The organism is Pseudomonas sp. MOIL14HWK12:I1 (assembly GCF_000510705.1).
Classification (GTDB): Bacteria; Pseudomonadota; Gammaproteobacteria; order Pseudomonadales; family Pseudomonadaceae; genus Chryseomonas; species Chryseomonas oryzihabitans.
Genome location: NZ_KI783307.1, coordinates 1,513,384 through 1,535,596, shown reverse-complemented (window position 1 = coordinate 1,535,596; position 22,213 = coordinate 1,513,384). Strand labels below are relative to the sequence as shown.

General features: G+C 68.4%; 17 protein-coding genes. 14 read left to right on the top strand and 3 right to left on the bottom strand.

All coding sequences use genetic code 11. The features are described from left to right. Nucleotides 1–11: 11 nt before the first annotated feature. From PSEK12I1_RS0117065 to PSEK12I1_RS0117055, 3 genes are read right to left on the bottom strand one after another with little or no spacing between them, the layout of a single operon-like run. The gene (locus tag PSEK12I1_RS0117065) at nt 12–851 is read right to left on the bottom strand and encodes an ABC transporter substrate-binding protein (protein ID WP_027602349.1); all 840 of its coding nucleotides are present in this window, start codon (nt 849–851) and stop codon (nt 12–14) included. Nucleotides 852–879: 28 nt separating this feature from the next. Next, entirely contained in the window at nt 880–1,752 is an 873-nt protein-coding gene (locus PSEK12I1_RS0117060; RefSeq protein WP_027602348.1) for a phytanoyl-CoA dioxygenase family protein, read from the bottom strand. A gap of 29 nt (nt 1,753–1,781) precedes the next feature. Continuing rightward, entirely contained in the window at nt 1,782–3,302 is a 1,521-nt protein-coding gene (locus tag PSEK12I1_RS0117055) for an amino acid ABC transporter permease/ATP-binding protein (protein ID WP_027602347.1), read from the bottom strand. A gap of 394 nt (nt 3,303–3,696) precedes the next feature. On the opposite strand from PSEK12I1_RS0117055, the gene PSEK12I1_RS0117050 reads away from it, so the two are divergent. The 14 genes from PSEK12I1_RS0117050 to PSEK12I1_RS0116985 all read left to right on the top strand — a co-directional run bounded on the left by PSEK12I1_RS0117050 (nt 3,697) and on the right by PSEK12I1_RS0116985 (nt 22,204). Continuing rightward, nucleotides 3,697–4,626 (top strand): LysR family transcriptional regulator, encoded by a 930-nt coding sequence (locus tag PSEK12I1_RS0117050; protein WP_027602346.1) that lies wholly within the window; start codon nt 3,697–3,699, stop codon nt 4,624–4,626. 130 nt (nt 4,627–4,756) lie between these two features. Continuing rightward, on the top strand, nt 4,757–5,269 hold the full coding sequence (locus tag PSEK12I1_RS0117045; RefSeq protein WP_027602345.1) for a sigma-70 family RNA polymerase sigma factor: 513 nt from the start codon (nt 4,757–4,759) through the stop codon (nt 5,267–5,269). Continuing rightward, nucleotides 5,263–6,207, top strand: a complete 945-nt coding sequence (locus PSEK12I1_RS0117040; protein WP_051399135.1) for a FecR domain-containing protein — start codon at nt 5,263–5,265, stop codon at nt 6,205–6,207. Before PSEK12I1_RS0117045 ends, PSEK12I1_RS0117040 begins: the two co-directional genes overlap by 7 nt. A 69-nt stretch (nt 6,208–6,276) precedes the next feature. Further along, entirely contained in the window at nt 6,277–8,673 is a 2,397-nt protein-coding gene (locus tag PSEK12I1_RS0117035) for a TonB-dependent receptor (RefSeq protein WP_027602343.1), read from the top strand. 329 nt (nt 8,674–9,002) lie between these two features. Continuing rightward, a complete protein-coding gene (locus PSEK12I1_RS0117030; RefSeq protein ID WP_027602342.1) occupies nt 9,003–10,376 on the top strand; it encodes a diaminobutyrate--2-oxoglutarate transaminase in 1,374 nt (457 codons plus the stop codon). A 70-nt stretch (nt 10,377–10,446) separates the two neighbouring features. Beyond that, the gene (locus PSEK12I1_RS0117025; protein ID WP_027602341.1) at nt 10,447–12,219 is read left to right on the top strand and encodes an IucA/IucC family siderophore biosynthesis protein; all 1,773 of its coding nucleotides are present in this window, start codon (nt 10,447–10,449) and stop codon (nt 12,217–12,219) included. Continuing rightward, nucleotides 12,212–13,420 (top strand): type III PLP-dependent enzyme, encoded by a 1,209-nt coding sequence (locus tag PSEK12I1_RS0117020; RefSeq protein WP_027599313.1) that lies wholly within the window; start codon nt 12,212–12,214, stop codon nt 13,418–13,420. Before PSEK12I1_RS0117025 ends, PSEK12I1_RS0117020 begins: the two co-directional genes overlap by 8 nt. Beyond that, nucleotides 13,417–14,823, top strand: a complete 1,407-nt coding sequence (locus PSEK12I1_RS0117015; RefSeq protein ID WP_027602340.1) for a DHA2 family efflux MFS transporter permease subunit — start codon at nt 13,417–13,419, stop codon at nt 14,821–14,823. The genes PSEK12I1_RS0117020 and PSEK12I1_RS0117015 overlap by 4 nt, the downstream gene beginning before the upstream one ends. Then, nucleotides 14,820–16,661, top strand: a complete 1,842-nt coding sequence (locus tag PSEK12I1_RS0117010) for an IucA/IucC family siderophore biosynthesis protein (RefSeq protein WP_027602339.1) — start codon at nt 14,820–14,822, stop codon at nt 16,659–16,661. The genes PSEK12I1_RS0117015 and PSEK12I1_RS0117010 overlap by 4 nt, the downstream gene beginning before the upstream one ends. Then, complete coding sequence (locus PSEK12I1_RS0117005; RefSeq protein WP_027602338.1) at nt 16,655–17,431, top strand: HpcH/HpaI aldolase/citrate lyase family protein; 777 nt, start codon at nt 16,655–16,657, stop codon at nt 17,429–17,431. The genes PSEK12I1_RS0117010 and PSEK12I1_RS0117005 overlap by 7 nt, the downstream gene beginning before the upstream one ends. Further along, a complete protein-coding gene (locus PSEK12I1_RS0117000; RefSeq protein WP_027602337.1) occupies nt 17,428–19,278 on the top strand; it encodes an IucA/IucC family protein in 1,851 nt (616 codons plus the stop codon). Before PSEK12I1_RS0117005 ends, PSEK12I1_RS0117000 begins: the two co-directional genes overlap by 4 nt. Beyond that, nucleotides 19,268–20,185, top strand: a complete 918-nt coding sequence (locus tag PSEK12I1_RS0116995; protein ID WP_037007047.1) for an ABC transporter substrate-binding protein — start codon at nt 19,268–19,270, stop codon at nt 20,183–20,185. Before PSEK12I1_RS0117000 ends, PSEK12I1_RS0116995 begins: the two co-directional genes overlap by 11 nt. After that, a complete protein-coding gene (locus tag PSEK12I1_RS0116990; protein ID WP_027602335.1) occupies nt 20,182–21,183 on the top strand; it encodes an iron ABC transporter permease in 1,002 nt (333 codons plus the stop codon). Before PSEK12I1_RS0116995 ends, PSEK12I1_RS0116990 begins: the two co-directional genes overlap by 4 nt. After that, nucleotides 21,173–22,204, top strand: a complete 1,032-nt coding sequence (locus PSEK12I1_RS0116985; protein ID WP_027602334.1) for an iron chelate uptake ABC transporter family permease subunit — start codon at nt 21,173–21,175, stop codon at nt 22,202–22,204. The genes PSEK12I1_RS0116990 and PSEK12I1_RS0116985 overlap by 11 nt, the downstream gene beginning before the upstream one ends. The last annotated feature ends 9 nt before the right edge of the window (nt 22,205–22,213 follow it).

Genomic DNA, 22,213 nt, shown 5'->3' with positions numbered 1-22,213 from the left:
CTCCGTAAGGCTCAGGGCTTGGGCATCAGGGCGGCGATGTCCGCCTCGGTGGGCGCCTGGAAGTTGTATTTCTTCAGCAGCGCGGCGTACTCCGGGGTGGCGCTGTATTGCTTGAGCGCATCCACCAGGGCGGTCTTGACCGCGTCGTTGCCCTTTTTCACGCCAAAGCCGTTGAGCACCGGATAGATCAGGGTGTCCGAGGAGATCACCACGCGATTGCCGAGCTTTTCCACCAGGCCACGGGCCACGGCGGCGTCGGTGATCTGCGCCTCCACGGCCTTGGACAGCAGTGCCTGGGTGGTCTGGGGATCGGTGCCGTATTCGCTCACGGCGATGGGCTTGAGGCCGTTCTTCACGCAGTACTCGTCGGACAGCTTGTGCAGCTGCTGCAGCCAGGAGGTGGCGCCCATGGAGCCGATCTTGTGGCCGCAGAAGTCTTCCGGCTTCTTGGGCTGATAGCTGCTGCCCTTGAGCGCGATGATCGACTCGCCGCTCTTCAGGTAGGGGATCATGTCGATCACCTTGAGGCGGTCCGCGGTGATGTACATCGAGGAGTTGGTGATGTCGAAGCGGCCACCCTGCAGCCCGGTGATGAGGTTGGGGAAGCGGGTGTCGATCGTCTCCACGGAGCGGCCCATGAACTTCGCCAGGCCGTCGACGAATTCGATGTCGAAGCCGGCCGGCTTGTTGTCCTGCACGTATTCGTAGGGGAAGAAGGTCAGGTCGGAACCGGCGACCAGCTTGCCCGGCTGCAGGAAGTCGGCCGAGGCCAGGCTGGAGACCAGCGCCAGGCCGGCGCCCAGTACGGCGGTGGAGAGGATGTGAAGCGAGGCGCTGCTGAATCTTTGCATGGCGAAACTCCTTGAGCGGTAGGAAAGATCAAACGGCAGCCTGGTCGAGCCCGGCCTGCTGGACGAAGAAGGACGCGCCGCGCGGTTTCTGCGGCAGCCGCACGCTGTTGGCCACGCTGCGCACCAGCCCGCTTTCCTGGCCGGCCACCAGCACCCCGGCGTGCTCGCTGGGCAGCGGATTCTCGCCAAAGGGCAGGGCGTCCTCGGCGGCGTAGACGCTGATGAACAGGGTGCGCGGCAGTTCGGTCTGGTTGGGGCTGGAGGCGTGCAGCAGGCGGGTGTGCATGAAGCACACCGAGCCGGCCGGGCCAAAGCAGGCCACGGACTCGCCGCAATGCTCGGCCACCACGTTGTCGTCGACCGCGCCGGTGAAACGACCGTCCTGCCAGTGCGACCAGAGCGGACCCCGGTGGCTGCCGGGGATGACGGTGAGGGGACCGTTCTCCGGGGTCACCTCGCTCACCATCAGCAGCGCGGTGAGCACGTCATCATTGCTGTGGGGCGTGAACAGGAAATCCTGGTGCCACTTCACCTGGGTGGCGGTGTGCGGCAGCTTCGAATTGATCTTGCTGTGGTGGAATCTCGTGCCGCTGCCGCCGATCAACTGGGCGGCCACCTGGGCCATCCGCGAGGACAGTGCGACCTCGCAATAGGCCGCGGAGATTTCGGTGGGCGAGCTGACCCGGCGCAGGGAAGGGTGGTCGGGCCGGTGGTCCAGCTCGACGTCGAAGCGGGCGCGGCCATCCTGGGTTTCGCCCCAGGCTTCGGCGTGGCTGCGGCTCTCTGCCACCCAGCCGTCGAAATCGGCCTGCAGGGTGGCGATCTCGTCGGCGGTCAGCAGGTTCTCGACCACCAGGTAGCCGTCTCGGTGGAAGCTGTCTATTTGCGCTTGCTCGATCATCTCTGTTCTCCAGAAGCCAAGGGTGGGGGTCAAGCCAGGGACACGTCCTTGAGGAAGGCCTCAACGCGCGGATGCTGGCCGTTACGCAGTACCGCGGGCGCGTCGTCGCAGACCACGCGGCCCTTTTCCATGAACACGATGCGGTCCGAGACCTTGAAGGCGAAGTTCATCTCGTGGGTGACGATCACCATGGTGATGCCCTCCTGGGCCAGGGCCTCGATCACCTGCAGCACCTCGTTGACCTTTTCCGGATCCAGCGCCGAGGTGGGCTCGTCGAACAGCATGATCTGCGGTCGCATCATCAGCGCCCGGGCGATGGCCACGCGCTGCTGCTGGCCGCCGGACAGCTGGTGCGGATACTTCCAGGCGTGGTCGAGCATCCCGACCTTGTGCAGCAGGGCATAGGCCTGCTGCTTGAGCGCCGCGGGAGTATCCAGGCGGTGATAGCGCGGCGCGAGCAGCAGGTTGTCCAGCACCGTGAGGTGGGGAAAGAGGTTGAAGCTCTGGAACACCATGCCGATGTCCAGGCGATGCTCGCTGTGCTCGACGAAGCGGGGCTTCTGGGCGCCGTCCTTGCGCAGGTGGATGAAGGGCTGGCCGTTGATGCGGATCTCGCCGTTGTCCAGTTGCTCCAGGCCGTTGAGCAGGCGGATCAGGGTGGTCTTGCCCGAGCCCGATGGGCCGATCACCGAGACCACCTCGCCGGGCTGGATGCGCAGGTTGACCGAACCCAGCACCTCGACGTCGTTGTAGGCCTTGTGCAGCCGCGCCGCCTGCAGCGCCGGGGTGCCGGCATCCCACTGCGGCCTGGTGCTGGCGGTCGAGGCCTGGTTGGCCAGGGCCAGCACCTGGGCATCGGGGGTCCGCACCACCTTGCGCTGGGTGACGTCGAGAAAGCGCTCCAGGCGTTTGAGCAGGAAGTCGAACAGGGTGACGATCAGCACGTAGTAGAAGGCCACCGCCACCATGGTCTCCATGACCAGGAAGTTCTGCGAATAGAGCCGCTGGCCGACCATCAGGATCTCGGTGAGGGAGATCACCGAGACCAGCGAGCTGAGCTTGACGATGGAGATGTATTCGTTGGCCAGCGACGGCAGGGCCACGCGCAGGGCCTGGGGGATGACGATGCGCCACTGGGTGCCGAGAAAGCGCAGGCCCAGCGCCCGGGCCGCCTCGCCCTGGCCCTTGGGAATCGACAGCAGGCCGCCGCGGTGGATCTCGGCGACATAGGCCGTTTCGCTGATGACCAGGCCGATCAGGCCGGCCCAGAAGGGATCCGCGAGCACCACCGAGGTCGCCGGCAGCGCCTGGGGCAGGTTGTAGATGAAGATCAGCAGCACCAGCAGCGGCACGCTGCGAAAGAACCAGATGTAACCGCGAGCAGGCAGGCTGAGCGCCGGATACCGTGACTGTTTCGCCAGGGCGATGAAGAAGCCCAGGGCGATGCTGATGATCCAGGTGAGGGTGCTGAGTTTGATGACCGTCCAGGTTGCCAGCCAGAATTGAGTGTCGCCAATGAGGCTGAACATGTAGTTCCAGTCGAAAGTCATGGTGAGCCAACCCGTCGCCATTTCAAAGAAAGTGCGAACTTTCCTGAAGCGTTCGCACTGTTGCCAGGAACAGAATTGGCGTCCGCCAGACTCATCGTCAATTAACAAATTACAGGTCGTTGCATAGCCTTTTCCTAAGTAGTGAAAGGCGGCATCTTGTTCTGAGCGCTATACGCCCCAAGGCAGGGCAAGATGCAATCATAAGCACCCGGAGTGCAGTCTTTTGGTGCGTTTTAACCTGTGCGGCAGGGGCTTTCGTCGGCACGTCACAGCGCGTGCAGCACCGCTAAGGGCGGGCCGCGCGGTGGCATTCAGGCGGATGGCATGGCTTTCGCTTCGGCAGATTGCTCTATGCAGATATGCGTTCTGCAAAGTTTTATCCTATGGATGAGCCATGACGCGTTTTACCCTGAGGCAACTTCACTATTTCGTCGCGGTGGTCGAGGAAGACAGCATCGTCGAGGCCGCGCGACAACTGCATATATCCCAGCCGTCGATCTCCGTCGCCATCAAGAACCTCGAGGAAAGTTTCGAGCAGAAGTTGTTTATTCGCCATCACGCCCAGGGCGTTTCGCTCACCGCCAGTGGCCGTCGGCTGTATGAAAAGGCCAAGGAACTGTTGCGGCTGTCCCAGGAACTGGAACAGAACGCCAAGGCGGAAAACGAGCTGGTTTCGGGCACCGTGGCCATCGGCTGCTTCGAATCCGCGGCGCCGCTCTATCTGCCCAAGCTGGTCGCCGGTTTCAAGCGGCTCTATCCCGAGATCACCATCCAGCTGCACGATGGCGAGCAGCACGAATTGATGCACGGGGTGCACCGCGGACGCTTCGACCTGGTGTTTCTCTACGACCTGGAGCTGGGTGATTCCATCACCAAGGAAAAGCTCAATGCACCGCACAAGCCCTATGCGCTGTTGCCCATCGCCCATCCCCTGGCCGGCAAGAAGGCGGTGACCCTCAAGGAGCTGAGTCGCGAGCCCATGATCCTGCTGGACGTGGTGCCCAGCCGTAACTACTTCATCGACATCTTCAGGGAGAAGGGCTACCACCCCAACGTGGCCTACAGCTCGCCCTCCATCGAGATGGTGCGCTGCATGGTGGGGCAGGGCCTGGGCTTTTCCGTGCTGGTCACCCGGCCGACCACCGACCTGACCTACGACGGCAAGCGCCTGGCCCAGGTCAACATCCACGACGACATGCCGGCCTCCACCTTCATCATGGCCTACCTGCGCAACAACGAACCGACCAAGGCGACGCGGCTGTTCATGGACTATTGCCGGAGCGTCGATCTCTCGCCTGCGCCCGCGGAAAGCCTGGTGGGCTGAGGCCCATGCTGGCCATTGCCCAGCTTTAGGGCGAAAGCGCAGGGAATAGACGGCTCCGGACTGGTCCTGGATGATCCATGTAAAGTAGAATCAATATCATCTAAGCATCGACGAGCAGGTAGCACCCGGCATGAGTGATATGGCTCTCGCGTCCACGCGTCACCTTCATCGGCTCTATCTCGACCACAGCGGGTGGCTGCAGGCCTGGTTGCGCCGGCGGCTGGGCAGCGAATGGGATGCGGCCGATCTCAGCCAGGAAGCCTTTCTGCGGCTGTTGCGCAATCCCGAAGTGCTCGGTGAACTGCAGGAGCCGCGGGCCTATCTGGTGACCATCGGCAAACGCCTGCTGATCAATTTCCAGCGGCGCAAGAGCCTCGAGCAGGCCTACCTCGATGCCCTGATGGCATTGCCCGAAGCCTGCGTGCCGTCGCCCGAGGAGCGTTGGCTGCTGCTGGAAACCCTGCAGGCGCTGGACGAGCTGCTCGATGGCCTGCCCGCCGCGGTGCGGCGGGCCTTCCTGCTCAGCCAGCTTGAGGACCTCACCTACCGCGAGATTGCCGAACGCCTGCACGTCTCCGAGCGCACCATCAAGAGATACATGGCGCAGGCCTACGAGCATTGCCTGCTGGCGGAGTTGTGCTGAGCGGCCAGGACCGGCGGCGACGGGCGATCCGCGACGCCGCGGAATGGCTGGCGCTGCTGGAGTCCGGCGCAGTCGGCGAGCGCGAGCGGCAGCAGCTGCAGGCGTGGCGCCAGGCCCATCCCGAGCACGAGCGCGCCTGGCAGGCGGCCCTGCAGCTGCAACAGCGCTTCGCCGCGGTGCCGTCGCGGCTGGCCATGGCCAGTCTGCAGCCGGCCGAGCGCACTCGGCGTACCGCCCTGCGCCAGTTGCTGGGCCTGGCGGTGGTGGTACCGACCGGCTGGTGGCTGAGCCGGGAATTGCCGCTGGACGCTTGGACCGCCGATCTCAGCACCGCCACGGGCGAACGCCGCAGCTTGACCCTGGCGGATGGCAGCCTGCTGCAACTCAATACCGCGACCGCCGTGGACCTGGATCAGACCCGGCGGCGCCTGACCCTGGTGCGCGGCGAGCTCTCGCTGCGCGTACCCGGTACCCAGGCGCTGACGCTGGATACCCGCTTCGGCACCCTGACGGTGGAACAGGCCGAGGTCTGCGTACAGCAGGACGATGAAGGCTGTGACGTGCGCGTGGTCAGCGGCAGCGTCGAGGTGCGGCCGCTGATGGGCCTCGGCTTGGCGCTGGGCAAGGGCCAGCAGTTGCGCCTGAGTACCCTGGGCATCGGCGCCATCGAGCCGTTTTCGCCGACCCTGCTGAGCTGGCGCCAGGGCGTGCTGATCGCCCAGGACCAGCCCCTGGGCGAATTCCTGCAGCAATTCAGTCGCTATCGTCCTGGCCTGCTGCGCTGGGATCCCGCGGTGGCCAATCTCAGGGTCACCGGCAGCTTTCAGCTCGCCGATACCGACCGGGTACTGACGCTGCTGGCCGCGACGCTGCCGGTGGAACTGCAGTGGCGTACCCGCTTCTGGGTGACCCTGATACCCCGTTCGGTCGCCGTCTGAAAAGTCTGTCCCCTTTTTCGTACCTGTCGGTCATTAACGGCATAGGACAACCAAAAGGAGGGGGATTCGATGGTGACGTTGGTATTGCGTCCGTTGCTGCGCACGGGCTTGCTGGTGGCGTTGAGCGGTACTCCCTGGTGGGCCGCTTCGGCCCTGGCCCAGGAGGCGGCCCGCCGGCATTACGAGATTCCCGCGGGCAGTCTCGCCCAGGCGCTGACGCGCTTCGCCGCGGAGTCCGGCGTCAACCTGGCGGTGGATCCGGGACTGGTGGGCAAGCGCGCCAGCGCTGGGCTCAACGGCGACTATGGGGTGGAGGAGGGCTTCAGCCGGCTGCTGGCCGGCTCGGGGCTGCGGCTGCAGCCGCTGGGTGAGCGTGACTTCACCCTGGCGCCGGCCCCCCAGGACAGTGGCGTCCAGGAGCTGGCCAGTACCTCCATCGTCGCCTCCAGCCTGCAGGCGGACGACGCCCCCTACGCCGGTGGCCAGGTCGCGCGGCAAGGCTCCCAGGGGTTGCTGGGCCATCGCGACTTCATGGACACGCCCTTCAGCCAGACGTCCTACACCGCCCAGACCGTGCAGAATCTTCAGGCCCGCACCCTGACCGACCTGATCGCCAGCGATCCCTCGGTGCGCTCCACCAATCCGTCGGGTGGTCGCTTCGAGCAATTCACCATCCGCGGTTTCAGCCTGTTCAACAGCGATGTGGCCTACAACGGTCTCTATGGCGTGCTGCCGACCTATTCCATCGACATGGAGATGGCCGAGCGGGTCGACATCCTCAAGGGGCCGAGCCAGCTGCTCAACGGCATCTCGCCCCGCGGCAGCGTCGGCGGCGGCATCAACGTGGTGCCCAAGCGCGCCACCGACCAGCCCATCACCGAAATCACCGGCAGCTATGCATCCGACAGCCAGGTGGGCGGGGCCGTGGATATCGGGCGTCGCTTCGGCGAGGACAATCGCTTCGGCCTGCGCTTCAACGGTGTCAAGCAAGCGGGCGACACCACCTGGGATCACCAGCACGTCGATCGCCAGATGGGCGTGCTCGGCCTGGACTATCGCGTGGAGCGCCTGCGCCTGGGTCTCGATCTCGGCCACACCGAACGCGACACCGACGCGCCCCAGGAGCGGGTGCTGGTGGGGGCCAACGCCCGGGTACCCGATGCCGACGACGTGCGCCACAACTATGCCCAGCGCTGGACCCGCGCCCAGACCAAGGACACCTTCGGCGCCCTGCGTGGCGAATTCGACGTCGACGACTCGCTGATGGTCTATGGCGCCGTGGGCGCGCGCCGCAGCGATCATGATTTTCTCCGCCACAACGTCTCCATCACCAACAACGCCGGCGATTTCAGCGTCCAGCCGCGCGACTTCACCCGCGACGAGAACGTGCGCACCGCCAACCTGGGCGCGCGCAAATGGCTGCAGACCGGACCAATCAGCCACGAACTCAACGTCAGCGCCGACTACTTCTACATGGACTTCGAGAACGGCGGCGGTCGCTACGCCAGTGGGCCGAGCAACCTGTACAACCCCAGTAACCTGCCCGCGCCAGGTGTCCAGACCCGCTCCGACGGCAAGGACTACACCGAGAATCGCTTCAGTGGCGTGGCCCTGGCCGACACCCTGGGCTTCTTCGACGATCGCCTGCTGGTCACCCTCGGCGCCCGCTGGCAGCGGGTCAAGGTGGACGACTGGTCCGACGGCGTGAAGCAACCCACCGCCTACGACGAGGAAAAGGTCTCGCCCTCGGCGGGCGTGCTGTTCAAGGCCACCGAGCGGCTGTCGCTCTATGCCAACTACATGGAAGGCCTCAGCCAGGGCAAGATCGCGCCGTCCACCGCGCTGAACGAGGACGAGATCTTCCCGCCCTTCATCAGCCGCCAGGCGGAAGTGGGGGCCAAGTACGACTTCGGCGCGGTGGCCGTGACCGCCAGCGCCTTCCGCATCAAGCAGCCGGCCTACGAGACCAACGCCACCAGCCGCGTCTTCGGTCCCAACGGCAAGCGCGTCAACGACGGGGTGGAGCTGAGCGTGTTCGGCGAGCCGCTGGCCGGCTTCCGCGTGCTCGGCGGCCTGATGTACATCGACAGCGAACTCAAGGACACCGTCGGCGGCTCCTTCGATGGCAACCGTGCCCCGGCCACGCCCAGGCTCAATGCCAACCTCGGCGCCGAACTGGACATCCCGGCGGTGCCGGGCCTGACCCTGACCGGACGGGGGATCTACACCAGCTCCCAGTACCTGGACCAGGCCAACAGCAAGGAAATCGACGCCTGGCATCGCTTCGACGTGGGCGCGCGCTACGCCTTCAAGGTCGACGCCACCCGCGTGACCCTGCGTGCCTCGGTGGAAAACGTGATGAACGAGCGCTACTGGGCCTCCGCCGGCGCCTCGGACGACAGCGAACCGGGCCTAACCATCTCCACGCCGCGGACCCTGGTCTTTTCCACCACCCTGGCGTTCTGAGCTGGCGTTATCCACCCCTGCGCAAGGCGTGTCGCCGCCCGGCGCAGGGGCGACTTCCGCGCATCGCCAACGAGGGGCAGAACGGTGGCCCCTCAGGCGTCATTCATCGACAGGAGTGAGCGGCGTACAGAGCGGGAACAGCTGCCTATCAGGCGTGTTGACACGTGATTTCAAGGGCGGACCCGCCGGGCGTTCGGGCCCTTTATCGCCCGCATTTTGGTGAAAGTGGCGCGACTTCAAAGACTCGATCTTTTTCGGGAATCGCGGTTGAAGGATGAGAATGAAACTGATTATCGTTTACAAAGATAAACGTCCAGAGGTCTGACGCCATGCTTCAACCATCCCTCAGTCGCGATACCGCAACAGCCGACAACGCCTTCTTTCTCGCTCGCCAGGCACGCTTCGAATCCAGGGTCCGCAGCTACCCCCGCAAGCTGCCGCTGGCCATCGCCAAGGCCGCCGGGGTCTGGGTGACCGACGTCGAAGGCAAGACCTACCTGGATTGCCTGGCCGGAGCCGGCACCCTGGCCCTGGGGCATAACCATCCGGCCGTCACCGAGGCCATCACCGACTTTCTCGGCAGCGGCCTGCCCATGCACAGCCTGGATCTCACCACGCCGCTCAAGGACGCCTTCAGCGAGCGCCTGTTGGGCCTGCTGCCGGGCCGCGCGGAAGACTACTGCCTGCAATTCTGCGGTCCGTCCGGTGCCGATGCGGTGGAGGCGGCGCTGAAGCTGGCCAAGCGCGTCACCGGACGCAGCAACGTGGTCGCCTTTTCCGGGGGCTACCACGGCATGACCCACGGTGCCCTGGCGGTGACCGGCAATCTCTCGCCCAAGCAGGGGGTGGCCGGGCTGATGCCCGGAGTGCAATTTTTGCCCTATCCCCACGAGTACCGCTGCCCGCTGGGGCTGGGCGGCGAGCAGGGCGCCGCGGCCCTGGCGCGCTATCTGGAAAGATTCTTCGGCGACGTGGAGAGCGGCGTCTGCCGGCCGGCGGCGGTGATCGTCGAGGCGGTGCAGGGGGAGGGCGGCGTCAATCCGGCACCGGTGGCCTGGCTACGGACCCTGCGCCAGGTCACCCGGGAGCACGGCATCCTGCTCATCGTCGACGAGGTCCAGACCGGATTCGGCCGCACCGGCGCGCTGTTCGCCTGCCAGCATGCCGGCATCGAGCCGGACATCCTGGTGCTGTCCAAGGCCGTGGGCGGTGGCCTGCCGCTGGCCCTGCTGGCGATTCGGCGGGAGTTCGACGCCTGGGAGCCCGGTGGCCATACCGGCACCTTCCGCGGCAACCAGCTGGCCATGGCCACCGGGCTCGCCACCCTGGAGGTCATCGAGCGCGACGGCCTGGTCAGCCATGCGGCCCAGCTCGGGGGCTGGCTCAGGCGCCATCTGGAGCGGCTACGCGAGCGTTTCCCCGCGATCGGCAATGTCCGCGGGCTGGGGCTGATGCTGGGCCTGGAAATCGTCGAGGCGGGTGGCGCGGCGGATGCGCTCGGCAGCCTGCCGGCCGATCCCGCCCTGGCGGCGGCCATCCAGCGCCACTGTTTCGCCCAGGGACTGCTGCTCGAACGCGGCGGCCGGGACGGCAACGTGGTGCGGCTGCTGCCGCCGCTGATCCTCCAGGAAAGCCATTGCCTGGTGCTGCTCGAACGCCTGGAGGCGGCCCTTGTGGCGGCCCTGGCCGAGCCCCGTGGCTGAGCACAAGGCACCACCCGAGTGCCGTGACACCGGATCGCCCGCAGGGACGCGCAACCTCTTGGACACTGCCATGACTTCTCTAGAATCCACGCTGCTTTCCCGCATCGTCACCGAGCTGGCGTCTTCCCACGCCCTGATGAATTGCCTCATCAAGGAATTCGCCCTGCCGGAACGGTGCCTGTCTTATGCCTGGCCGGAAGACCGGCGCGGTATCGCCCCGGCCAACTATCTCGGCTGGTTGCAAGACGGCGGCGTGCCCCTGCTGATCGCCTTTCCCGGCGACCGCCAGTTCTTCCTCGTCGTCGATCGGCAGGATGAACTCGGCAGCCAGCGCTATCTCTCCGATATCTATGTCCGGCGCGGGGATCAGGCCTGGCATTGCCCGGACTTCGCCGCCTTCATCGATTTTCTGCTGGAGGCCTGCGAAGAACTCGCCGGCGCCCACAATGGCGAATTGCTGCATCAGGTCCTGCAGAGCCAGCACCTGACCGCGGCCATCGTCGACCACGCGCAGGTCTCGCGCCATCCCGCGCCGCTCAGCGACTACCTCGCCAGCGAGCAGGGCCTGTGGTTCGGCCATCCCAATCACCCGGCACCCAAGGCACGGCGCTGGCCGGAGCCCCTGCCGGCCGAAGCCTATGCTCCGGAGTTGCACACCAGCACCCCCATGCACGTGCTGGAAGTGCCCCGCGCCGGGTTGCAGGTGGCCGGCAACGGCCTGAGCGACGCCCAGGTGCTGCAGGGTTTCGTGGACCAGGCGCAGGCCGCCCCGGAGCGGGCGCGCATCGTGCTGCACCCGGTCCAGGCGCAGCTGTTCCTCGGCGATCCCCGGGTCCGGGCGCTGGTCAGCCAGGGGGTGATCCGCGACCTCGGCGCCAGCGGCGCCCTGGCCAATCCCACCGCCTCCATGCGCACCTGGTACCGCCCAGGCCATGCCTTCTTCATCAAGGGCTCGCTCAACGTGCGCATCACCAACTGCGTGCGCAAGAACGCCTGGTACGAACTGCAAAGCACCCTGATCGTCGACCGCCTCATGCAGCGCCTGCAAGGGCGGGTGGCGGGGCTGGACATGGTGCGCGAGCCGGGTGCCCTGAGCTGGGCGCCGCCGGCCGCCAGTGCCGAGGACGAGCGCTGGTTCCGCGAGCAGACCGGCGCCATCCTGCGCGAGAATTTCTGCCTGGAGCATGGTGCCGACTGCTGCCTGCTGGCCGGCACCCTGTTCGCCCGCGACACCCGCCTGCAGCCGTTGCTGCAGGACTTCCTCAGCCGCTGCGGTGGCCAGCCGGTCAGCGACGAAACCCGGCTGGCCTGGTTCCAGGACTACCAGCGACTGCTGCTGGGGCCGGTGCTGCGGCTGTTCTTCGAGCACGGCGTGGTGCTGGAGCCGCACCTGCAGAATTGCGTGCTGGTGCATGACAACGGCCGGCCCGTCCGGCTGCTGCTGCGCGACTTCGAAGGCATCAAGCTGACCGATACCCTCGGCGCCGAGGCGCTGGACGCCCACGTCCAGTCCCGGGTGCGCCAGTCGTTGCTCTACAGTCGCGACCAGGGCTGGCGGCGCATCGCCTATTGCCTGTTCGTCAACAACCTCGCCGAGGCGGTGCTGGCGCTGAGCTGGGAGCGTCCGCACCTGGCGCCGCGCCTGTGGCGGCAGGTGGAAGCCGAGCTGATCGCCATCCGCCGGGACCTGCAACGCGCCGCGCCCGAGCTGGATGCGCTGATCGCCGGCCAGCCGATTCCCTGCAAGACCAATCTCAAGGTGCGCCTCGCCGCCCAGGCCGATCGCCACGCCGGCTACGTGCAGTTGCCTTGCCCCTGGGGCGCGGAGGTGCGTCATGGCTGAGCTACCTGCCGCGGTCCGCGCCGCCCTGGTGGAGGCCCAGGCGCAGTCCGGCGATCCGCTGGCGGCCTTCGTCTACGACCTCGACGCCCTGCGACGGCACGTCGCCGCGCTGATGGCCGAATTACCCCCGGGCGTGGAGCTGTACTACGCCATCAAGGCCAACAGCGAGGCGCCGATCCTGGCGGCCCTGGCGCCGCTGGTGCATGGCTTCGAGATCTCCTCCGGTGGCGAGATCGATCGCCTCGCCGCCTGCCCGCAGCGCAAGCCGTTCATCTTCTCCGGTCCGGGCAAGCTGGATTCCGACCTGCGCACCGCCCTGAGCGCCGGGGTCGAAGCCATCCACCTGGAGAGCCTCGGCGAGATCCAGCGCCTGCAACGCCTGGCGCTTTCCCTGGGACGGCCGCAGCCGGTGTACATCCGCATCAATCCGCAATTGCCGGCCGGGCTGACCAGCACCCTGGCCATGGCCGGCACGGCGACGCCCTTCGGCTTCGACGAAGCCGATCTGCACGCCGCGGTGGCGGCGGTAGAGGCGGCCAGCCACCTGCAGCTGCAGGGCTTCCATGTGCATGCCCTGTCGCACCAGCACTCGGTGGAGCGCCATCTGCAACTGCTGGACTTCTACCTGCAGCGCTGGCCGCACTGGCGCGGCCTGGCCCGGCGCCCGGAAAGCGTGGTGCGGCTCAACGTCGGTGGCGGCATTGGCGTGGATTACCGTGAAGGCCGGCGATTCGACTGGGCGCGGCTGTGCGGGCACCTGCGCGCCCGCTTGGCCGAACAGGCGCAGCCGCCGCTGATCCGCTTCGAACCGGGACGTTTCCTCGCGGCCTTCTGCGGCTACTACGCCATGGAGGTGCTGGATACCAAGACCAGCCACGGCCAGCACTTCCTGGTCTGTCGCGGCGGGACCCATCAGTTCCGCCTGCCGGTGGCCCAGGGGCACGATCATCCGGTGCTGCACCTGCCCCGCGAGGGGCGGGCGACCGCGACTGGAGGCAAGGCCTGGACAGTGGTGGGTCAGCTCTGTACCCCCAAGGACATCCTCAGCCGCGGCCAGCCGCTGGGTGAGGTCCGGGTCGGCGACCTGCTGGTGCTGCCCCTGGCCGGCGCCTATGGCTACAACATCTCCCACGCGGATTTCCTCTGCCATCCGCGCCCGCGGCAGCTGTTCCTCGCCGGCAACGGGAGTGTCCCGGCGTGAGCGTTGCGATCCCGCGGGTCTGGGTGGCGGTGAACGTGCTGCTGGGCACGGTCACCGTCAGCCTGGCCAATACCGCGCTCAATCCGGCGCTGCCGGCCTTCATCGCCGCCTTCGACCTGGGGCCGCTGCTGGCCAGCTGGATCGTCGCCGGCTTCATGGTGGCCATGGGCATCACCATGCCGCTGACCGGCTTTCTCGCCGGGCGCATCGGGCGGCGGCGACTCTATCGCCTCGGGCTGCTGGCCTTCATCGCCGGCTCGGCGCTGGGCGCCCTGGCCGATTCCATCGCCGGCGTGCTGCTGGCGCGCATGGTCCAGGGGGTGGCCAGCGGCCTGATGATTCCCCTGGCACTGGGCATCATCTTTTCCGTCTATCCCAAGGAGGAGCGTGGCCGGGTGACCGGCTGGTGGGGTGGGGCGGTGATGCTGGCGCCGGCGGTGGGGCCGCTGTGCGGCAGTCTGCTGCTGGAGGTGTTCGACTGGCGCGCCCTGTTCCTGCTCAACGTCCCGGTGGGCCTGCTGGCCCTGGCCATGGGGCAGGTGGTGCTGCCCGCGGATGGCCCCCGCGAACGCAAGCCCTTCGACCTGGCCGGCTACCTACTGATCGCCAGTGGCCTGGGGCTGCTGCTGGTAACCCTCGGCCGGCTGCGCGAGCTGGCGGCGCTGGCCGACCCCCTCAATCTGCTCGCCCTGGGCGCCGGACTCCTCTGCCTGCTGGCCTTCGTCCGGCTGCAGCTGCAGCGCAGCCATCCGCTGCTGCCGCTGCGCCTGTTCGCCCTGCGCGGCTATCGGGCCAGCGTCATCATCGCCGTGGTCCAGGCGGTGGGCATGTTCGAATGCCTGGTGCTGCTGCCGCTGCTGGTCCAGCTGGTGCTGGGCCACAGCGCCCTCTGGACCGGCCTGGCGCTGCTCTGCACGGCCCTGGCGGCGGCGCTGTTCGGCCAGGTCGGCGGTCGCCTGCTCGACCGCCGCGGACCCCGCGGGGTGATCGCCACCGGGCTGGCGCTCAGCGGTCTCGCCACCCTGGCCCTCGGTGTGGTCGGCAGCCATGCCGGGCTGGCCTGGATCTGCGCGCTCATGGTGCTCCGCGGCGTCGGTCTGGGGCTGTCGTACATGCCGGCCACCACCGCCGGCCTCAACAGCCTGCCGGATGCCCAGGTCACCCAGGGCGCGGCCATGAACAACATCGCCCGGCGCCTGGTGTCCTCGGTGGCCGTGGTGGCCGCCTCCCTGTGGCTGGAACTGCGCCTGGGCGGCGCGGCCGGCTGGGGCCCGCGCCAGGCCGCCACCGGCGTCGCCATACAGGACGCCTTCATCGCCACCGGCCTGTTCATCCTGCTGGCCCTGCCCTGGGCCTGGCGCTTTCCCGCTGCTCAACCCCTTTCCGTTCGGAGGTACTCATGACCGCTCAGCTTTCACTCCCCGCGCAGTCCTGGCCATCGCCCGCCGACGCCGCTCTCTATCGCCAGGTCGAGCAGCGCGTGGTGGCGCAGTTGCTGCAGACGCTGATCTACGAAGAGGTGCTCAGGGCCGAGGTCCAGCCGGTGGCCGAGGGTCTGGCAGCGTATCGCCTGGCCGGTACCGCCGCCGATGGCACACCCGTGCAGTACCTGGGCTATGCGCCCGCCGCTGCCAGCTTCGGCCTGATCCGCCTGGATCCGCAGCGCCTGGTGCGCCAGGACGCCCAGGGGAGCCGCGCGCCGACGCTGCACGAGACCCTGGCCGAATTGCTCGGCGAGCAGAGCGACTCGCCGCTGTGGCCGCGCTTCGTCCAGGAGCTGGAGCAGACGCTGCTCAAGGACCTGCAGTCGCGCCGTCAGGATTATCGTCCTGACCGCCCGGCCCACGAGCTGGACGTGGACGCCCTGGAGCGGCACTTCATGGACGCCCATGGCTATCATCCCTGCTACAAGTCGCGCATCGGCTTCTCGCTGGCCGAGAATCGCCGCTACGGACCGGAATTCGGTGAGTCGATCCAGCTGGTCTGGCTGGCCCTGGCGCGCGCGCGGGCCTCGGTGGGGCACTCCCGCCGCCTGGACTTTCCGGCCTTCATCGCCGCGGAGTTCGGGGTGGAGCGCTGGACGGCCCTGGCCGCCGAGTGGCGCGAACAGGGTCGGTCGTTGGACGACTATCAGTTGATCCCGGTGCATCCTTGGCAATGGGAGCAACACCTGGCCGCGCTGTTCCAGCCCGAGCTGGTGAGCGGCGAGTTGCTCTACCTGGGCACCTCCCGCGACCAGTACGCGGCCCAGCAGTCCATCCGCCCCCTGGCCAATCGCAGCGCGCCCGAGCGGCCCTACGTCAAGCTGGCGATGTGCCTGACCAATACCTCCAGCACCCGCATCCTGGCGCGCCACACGGTGCTCAACGGCCCACTCATCACCGACTGGCTGCAGCGCCTGATCGCAACCGATGCCACGGCCCGCGACCTGGACTTCGTGGTGCTCGGCGAGATCGCCGGCGCCGCCTACGACAGTCGTGCGTTGCCGGTCAGCCGGGCGGGGCAGGTCTACGGCACCCTCGGCGCCGTCTGGCGCGAGAGCATCCACGCCTATCTGCGCGCGGATGAACAGGCGGTACCCTTCAACGGCCTGACCCAGGTGGAGAATCGCTACGGCCAGGGCGCGCCATGGCCCTTCGTCGCCGCCTGGATCGAGCGCCACGGCCTCGACGCCTGGCTGCGGCAACTGCTCAAGGTCACGGTGACGCCCCTCATGCACATGCTCCACGCCGAAGGCATCGGCATGGAGTCCCATGGCCAGAACATCGTGCTGATCCACCGCGACGGCTGGCCGCTGCGCATCGCCCTCAAGGACTTCCACGACGGCGTGCGCTACGCCGAGCGCCACCTGGCGCGCCCGGAATTGCGTCCGACCCTGGAGCCCTTGCCGGCGAGTCATGCGCGGATCAACCGCAATTCCTTCATCCTCACCGAGGACGTGGCGGCGGTGCGCGACTTCACCTGCGATGCCTTCTTCTTCATCGCCCTGGGCGAGCTGGCGGTGTTCCTGCGTCAGCACTTCGCCCTGGCCGAGGCCGACTTCTGGCAGGCGACCGCCACGGTCATCCTCGACTACCAGCGCGCCCATCCCCAGCACCGGGACCGCTATGCGCTGTTCGACGTCTTCGCCCCCACCTTCGAGGTGGAGGAGCTGACCAAGCGGCGCCTGCTGGGTGACGGCGAGCGGCGCTTCAAGGCGGTGGCCAACCCCCTGCATCCCTATCGGCCCGCCGCATGCTGAGGCGCAATCGACTCAAGGCCGCCCTGGCGGCCGGTACGCCCAGCCACGGCCTGTTCGCCTCGCTGCCCACGCCCGCCAGCATCGAGCTGATCGCCGAAGCCGGCTACGACTTCGTGATCATCGACATGGAGCACGTGCTGATCAATCCGGAAACCCTGGAGAACATGATCCGCACCGCCGAGAGCTACGACCTCACGCCGCTGGTGCGGGTGCCGGACGCCGAGCCCAAGCGGCTGCTGCGCCTGCTCGATGCCGGGGCCCAGGGGATCGTGCTGCCCTGCGTGGAGGACCCGGCGGTGCTGGCCGCCGCGGTGCGCGCCTGCAAATACCACCCGGAGGGCGAGCGCAGCCTCAACGCCGGTCGCCCGGGCTCCTTCGGCAAGACCAGCCTGGCCGACTACGTGAACCGCGCCAATGCGCAGATCCTGATAGTCGCCATGATCGAGAGCGCCGCGGGCGTCGCCCGGGCGGCGGAAATCGCCGCGGTGCCGGGGGGGGACCTGCTGCTCGAAGGGGCGGCGGACCTGTCGCAGTCCCTCGGCCACCCCTGGCGCCTCGCCGATCCCGAGGTGCAGGAGGCCCTGCGCCAGACCTGGGCCGCCGCCCAGCGGCAGGGCACACCCTACTGCGCCATCCCCCGGCAGCCGGAGGACCTCGACCTCTGGCGCGCCCGGGGCGTCACCACCTTCGTGCTCGGCGACGAGCGCGGCATCGCCTTTCGGGCCCTGCAGGCCCGCCTGACCGCCCATTCCTGCGGAGAATCCCCATGAACGCCCAGACCCTCGCCACCGACCTGATCCTGCAGGACCTGTTCGACTGCCTGCTGGCCGAAGACGTCTTCGCCCCCATGCCTGTGACCCTGGCGGCCGCGACCACGGAACATCCCGCCGCGCTGCAGCCGGCCGCCCCGGAGGAGCGCCTCTGGGAGTGCTGCTGCGATCCCCGCGAGCAGCGTTTCATCGCCGCGCGGGTGCGCCCGGGCATTACCCAGGCCTGGGTGAAGGTGCCCGGTACGCCGATCCTGGCGCGCCAGGGCGACGCCTGGAGCACCCTCACGCCGGAGGCCTTCGTCTCCCTGGTGTTCGCCGAGGCGGCCGCCGATCCCGAGCAGGCGCGGGGCATCGCGCTGTTGCGCGAGACCCTGGCCACCAGTCTGCGGCAGACCCGGCTGTCCCTGGAACAACCCCTGGTCCCGGGGCCGTTGCTGGAGGGCGACGGCCAGGCCGCCTTCCTGCAACTGGAACGCTGGGCGGCCCTGCGGGATCGACCCTATCACCCCCTGGCCAAGGCCAAGCTGGGGCTGAGCGACACCGACTACCAGGCCTATCAGGCCGAATTCGGCCAACCCGTGCGCCTGGCCTGGGTCGCGGTGCGCCGCGATCAGCTGCTGTGTGGGGAGGGCGTGGTGGCCGATTCCCAGGGACCGGCGCCCGACTTGCTGACCCCGGCGGCGCTGGCCGAATTGCAGGCCGAATTGCAGCAGCGCGGCCTGGCGGCGACTCACGTGGCGCTACCGGTACACCCCTGGCAACTCGCCGAGGGTCTGCCGGGTCGGCTGGACGAGGCCTTCGCCAGCGGCGTCTGCCAGCAGCTGGACTACGCCGGCGCTCGCTGCCACGCGACCTCGTCGCTGCGATCCATGCTGATGGAGGAGGGCGCGGGCGTGACTCAGCTGAAGTTGCCCATGGCGGTGCATTCCCTGGGCGCCTCGCGCTACCTGCCGGCGGTGAAGATGATCAACGGCTCGCGCAGCGAAGCCTTGCTGCGCCAGGCGCGGGCCCTGGACCCGGTGCTCGCCGAGAGCCTGCACCTGTGCGACGAGTCTCGCTGGTGGGCCTTCATGCCACCGGCAGCGACCCTGTTCGACGAGGCACCGCGGCATCTATCGGCCATGGTGCGCGGCTATCCCGCGGCGCTGCTGGCCGATCCCGATTGCCGCCTGCTGCCCATGGCCGCGCTCGGTACGCCACTGCCGGGCAGCCGTCGGCATTTCTTCGACGACTGGCTGGCGGCCCGGGCGCTGGCGCCGACCCCGGCCAATGTCCAGCTGTTGCTGGGTGAGCTGTGCCACAGCTTCATCGATCTCAACCTGCGGCTGTTCCGCCTCGGCCTGCTCGGCGAGGTGCACGGGCAGAACGCCGTGCTGGTCTGGCGCGCCGGACGCATCCAGGGTCTGCTGCTACGCGACCATGACTCCCTGCGCCTGTACGTGCCCTGGCTGGAGCGCCAGGGGCTGGCCGATCCGCAGTACCGGATCAAGCCCGGTCATGCCCAGACGCTCTATCACGAGCATCCGCGCGACCTGCTGTTCTGGTTCCAGACCCTGGGCATCCAGGTCAACCTCAGGGCCATCTTCGAGACCGTCGCGAGCTGCTACGCTGTCCCGCTGACCGCCGCCTGGACGCTGCTGCGCGAGGTGCTGGAGGAGCGCATCGCGGCCCTGGACTTCGACGCCGAGGCCCGGGCACTGCTTCGGGAGACGCTGTTCGAGGCACCGGACTGGCCGCAGAAGTGGCTGCTGCGCCCGATGATCGAGCGGGCCGGTGGGCCCGGCAGCATGCCGTTCGGCAAGGGCAGGGTGGTCAATCCCTTTCATCAGGTGAGCCATGCCCCCTAGTGTTTCCTCAGTAATAACCCGCCGCCGGCTCCTCGGGCTCGGCGGCGTGCTCGCCACCGGCCTGGCGCTGCAGCCGGGCGTGGCCCGCGCGCAGCCAACCCGTGTGGCCACGCTGTTCCAGGGCGCCACCGACAGCGCCGTGGCCCTGGGGCTCAGGCCCTGCGGGGTGGTGGAGTCCTGGAGCGAGAAGCCCGTCTATCGCTATCTACGCCCGGCGCTTGCGGGGGTGCCTTCGCTGGGCCTGGAAACCCAGCCGAGTCTGGAGGACCTGGCACTGCTGGCGCCCGACCTGATCGTCGCCTCGCGCTTTCGCCATGGCCGGATCGCGCCGTTGCTGCAGCAGCTGTGCCCGGTAGTGATGCTGGAGGAGGTCTTCGAATTCAAACAGACCCTGCTGGCCCTGGGTACCGCCGCGGGGCGTGGAGCGGACGCCACGGACCTGCTGCAGGCCTGGCAGGCGCGCATCCTCCGTCTGCGCGAGGCGCTGCAACGCCACTACGGCGCCCAGTGGCCGCCGACGGTGGCGGTGCTGGACGTGCGCGCCGATCACCTGCGCAGCTATCTGCCCGACAGCTTCGCCGGGCGGGTACTCAGCGAGCTGGGCTTCGCCTGGCCGGCGGCCAGCCAGGGCAGCACCGCGCCCTCGATCAAGCTGACCTCGCGGGAAAGCCTGCCGGTGGTGGAGGCCGACGTCTTCTTCGTCTTCCTGCGTGCCGACCAGGCCGCGGTGCAGCGCAACTACGCGAGTCTGGTCCAGCACCCGCTCTGGCAGCGCCTGAGCGCGCCCCGGCGCGGGCAGGTCTGGCGGGTCGATGGGGTGGCCTGGAGCCTGGGCGGCGGCATACTGGCGGCGAATCTGCTGCTGGACGACATCCAGCGCGTCCTGGCCGAACAGGGGGCCGCATGAGCGCACCCCTCAGACTGCTGCTGCTCGCCCTGGCCCTGGCATTGATCGCCGTGCTGAGTCTCTCGGTGGGCGCCCGCTGGATCGCGCCCACTAGCGTAGTGGCGGCCCTGGTGCAGGATCCCTCGCTAGGGCTGGATGCAACCCTGGTCAACACCACCCGGCTGACGCGCCTGCTGGTCGCCCTGGTGGTGGGCGCCAATCTGGCGGTGGCCGGCGCCCTGATGCAGGCCATGACGCGCAATCCCCTGGCTTCGCCGGGGCTGTTCGGCATCAACGCCGGCGCCACCTTTGCCCTGGTGCTGGGCATCACCCTGCTGGGCCTGTCCAGCACCGAAAGCTGGATACTCTGCGCGCTGCTGGGCGCGGCGGTGGCCGGCAGCCTGGTATGGACCCTGGGCAACCGGGGCCAGGCGCGCCTGACGCCGCTGCGCATCGTGCTGGCCGGCGCCGCCCTGGCGGCCCTGTTCACCGCCTTCAGCCAGGCGCTGCTGGTGATCAACCAGGAGGGCCTGGACAGCGTGCTGTTCTGGCTGGCCGGTTCGGTGGGGGAGCGCAACCTCACCACGGCTGCGCCCCTGCTGGTGTTAAGCCTGCTGGCCCTGGCCGCCGCCGTGGTCCTGGCCGGGCAGCTCGATGTACTGGTCGCCGGTGATGACCTGGCCCGCGGCCTGGGCCAGCCCATCGGGCTGATCCGGTTGCTGGCCGGGGTGCTGGTGATCTGCCTGGCCGGCAGCGCCGTGGCCCTGGCCGGCAACATCGGCTTCATCGGCCTGATGGTGCCGCACCTGGTGCGCGGACTGTTGGCCCGCGCGCGACACGAGCATCGCTGGCTGGTCCCCGGCTGCGCCCTGGGCGGGGCCCTGCTGCTGGTGCTGGCCGACAGCCTGGCGCGGGTGGTGATCCTGCCCCAGGAGGTGCCCGTGGGCATCATGACCGCGCTGTTCGGCGGGCCCTTCTTCATCCATCTGGCGCGTCGAGGAGGCCGTCATGGCCGCTGAGATCGTCTGGCGGCTCGGCCGTTTCTCCCGCCGCCTGGCCCCGGCCACCCTGGGGCGGCTGGCCGTCGCCGCGCTGGTGGCCCTGGCGGCCTTGCTGCTGTGCCTCTGCCTGGGCAAGGTCTGGTTGACGCCTACCCAGGTGCTGGCCGCCTTGGCCGACGACGCGCATGGTGGCCTGAGCTTCATCGTCATGCAGCTGCGCCTGCCGCGGGCATTGCTGGCCGCCCTGGTCGGCAGCGCCCTGGCGGTGTCCGGCCTGCTGCTGCAGGGCCAGGTGCGCAATCCCCTGGCCTCGCCGGACCTGCTGGGCATCACCAGTGGCGCCAGCGCCGGGGCGGTCTTCTATCTGGCGGTTCTGGCCGGCAGCCTCGGACCGCATGGCCTGCCGCTGGCCGCGATGCTCGGCGCGGGCCTGGCGGCGCTGCTGGTCTATGGCCTGGCCTGGAACCATGGCGCCTCGCCGCTACGCCTGGTGCTGGTGGGGGTAGGGGTGTCGGCCATGCTCGCCGCGGCCACCACCTTCCTGCTGGTGTTCAGTCCGCTGACCACCACGCTGTCCGCCTACGTCTGGCTGACCGGCAGCGTCTATGGCGCCAGCTGGCCGGAGGTGCGCGCCCTGGGGCTGTGGTGGCTGGTCCTGTTGCTGCCGCTGGCGGCCCTGGCGCGCCACGCCGTGCTGGCGCAACTCGACGACGACCTGGCCCGCGGCCTCGGGGTGCGCCTGCAGCGGCAGCGCGCGGCCTTGCTGGCGCTGGCCGTGGCCCTGGCCGGCGTCGCCATCGCCTGGGGGGGCGCCATCGCCTTCGTCGGGCTCATCGCGCCCCATATCGCCCGCCGCCTGCTGCCCGCGGGTTTCGCCGCTCAGGCGCTGATGGCGGCCCTGGCGGGGGCGTTGCTGGTGATGCTCGCCGACCTCCTGGGTCGTACCCTGTTCCTGCCCCTGGATCTGCCGGCCGGCATCTTCGTCGCCGCCCTGGGGGCGCCCTTTTTCCTCTACCTGCTGATCCGGCAGCGTCCCTGAAGGAGTCCT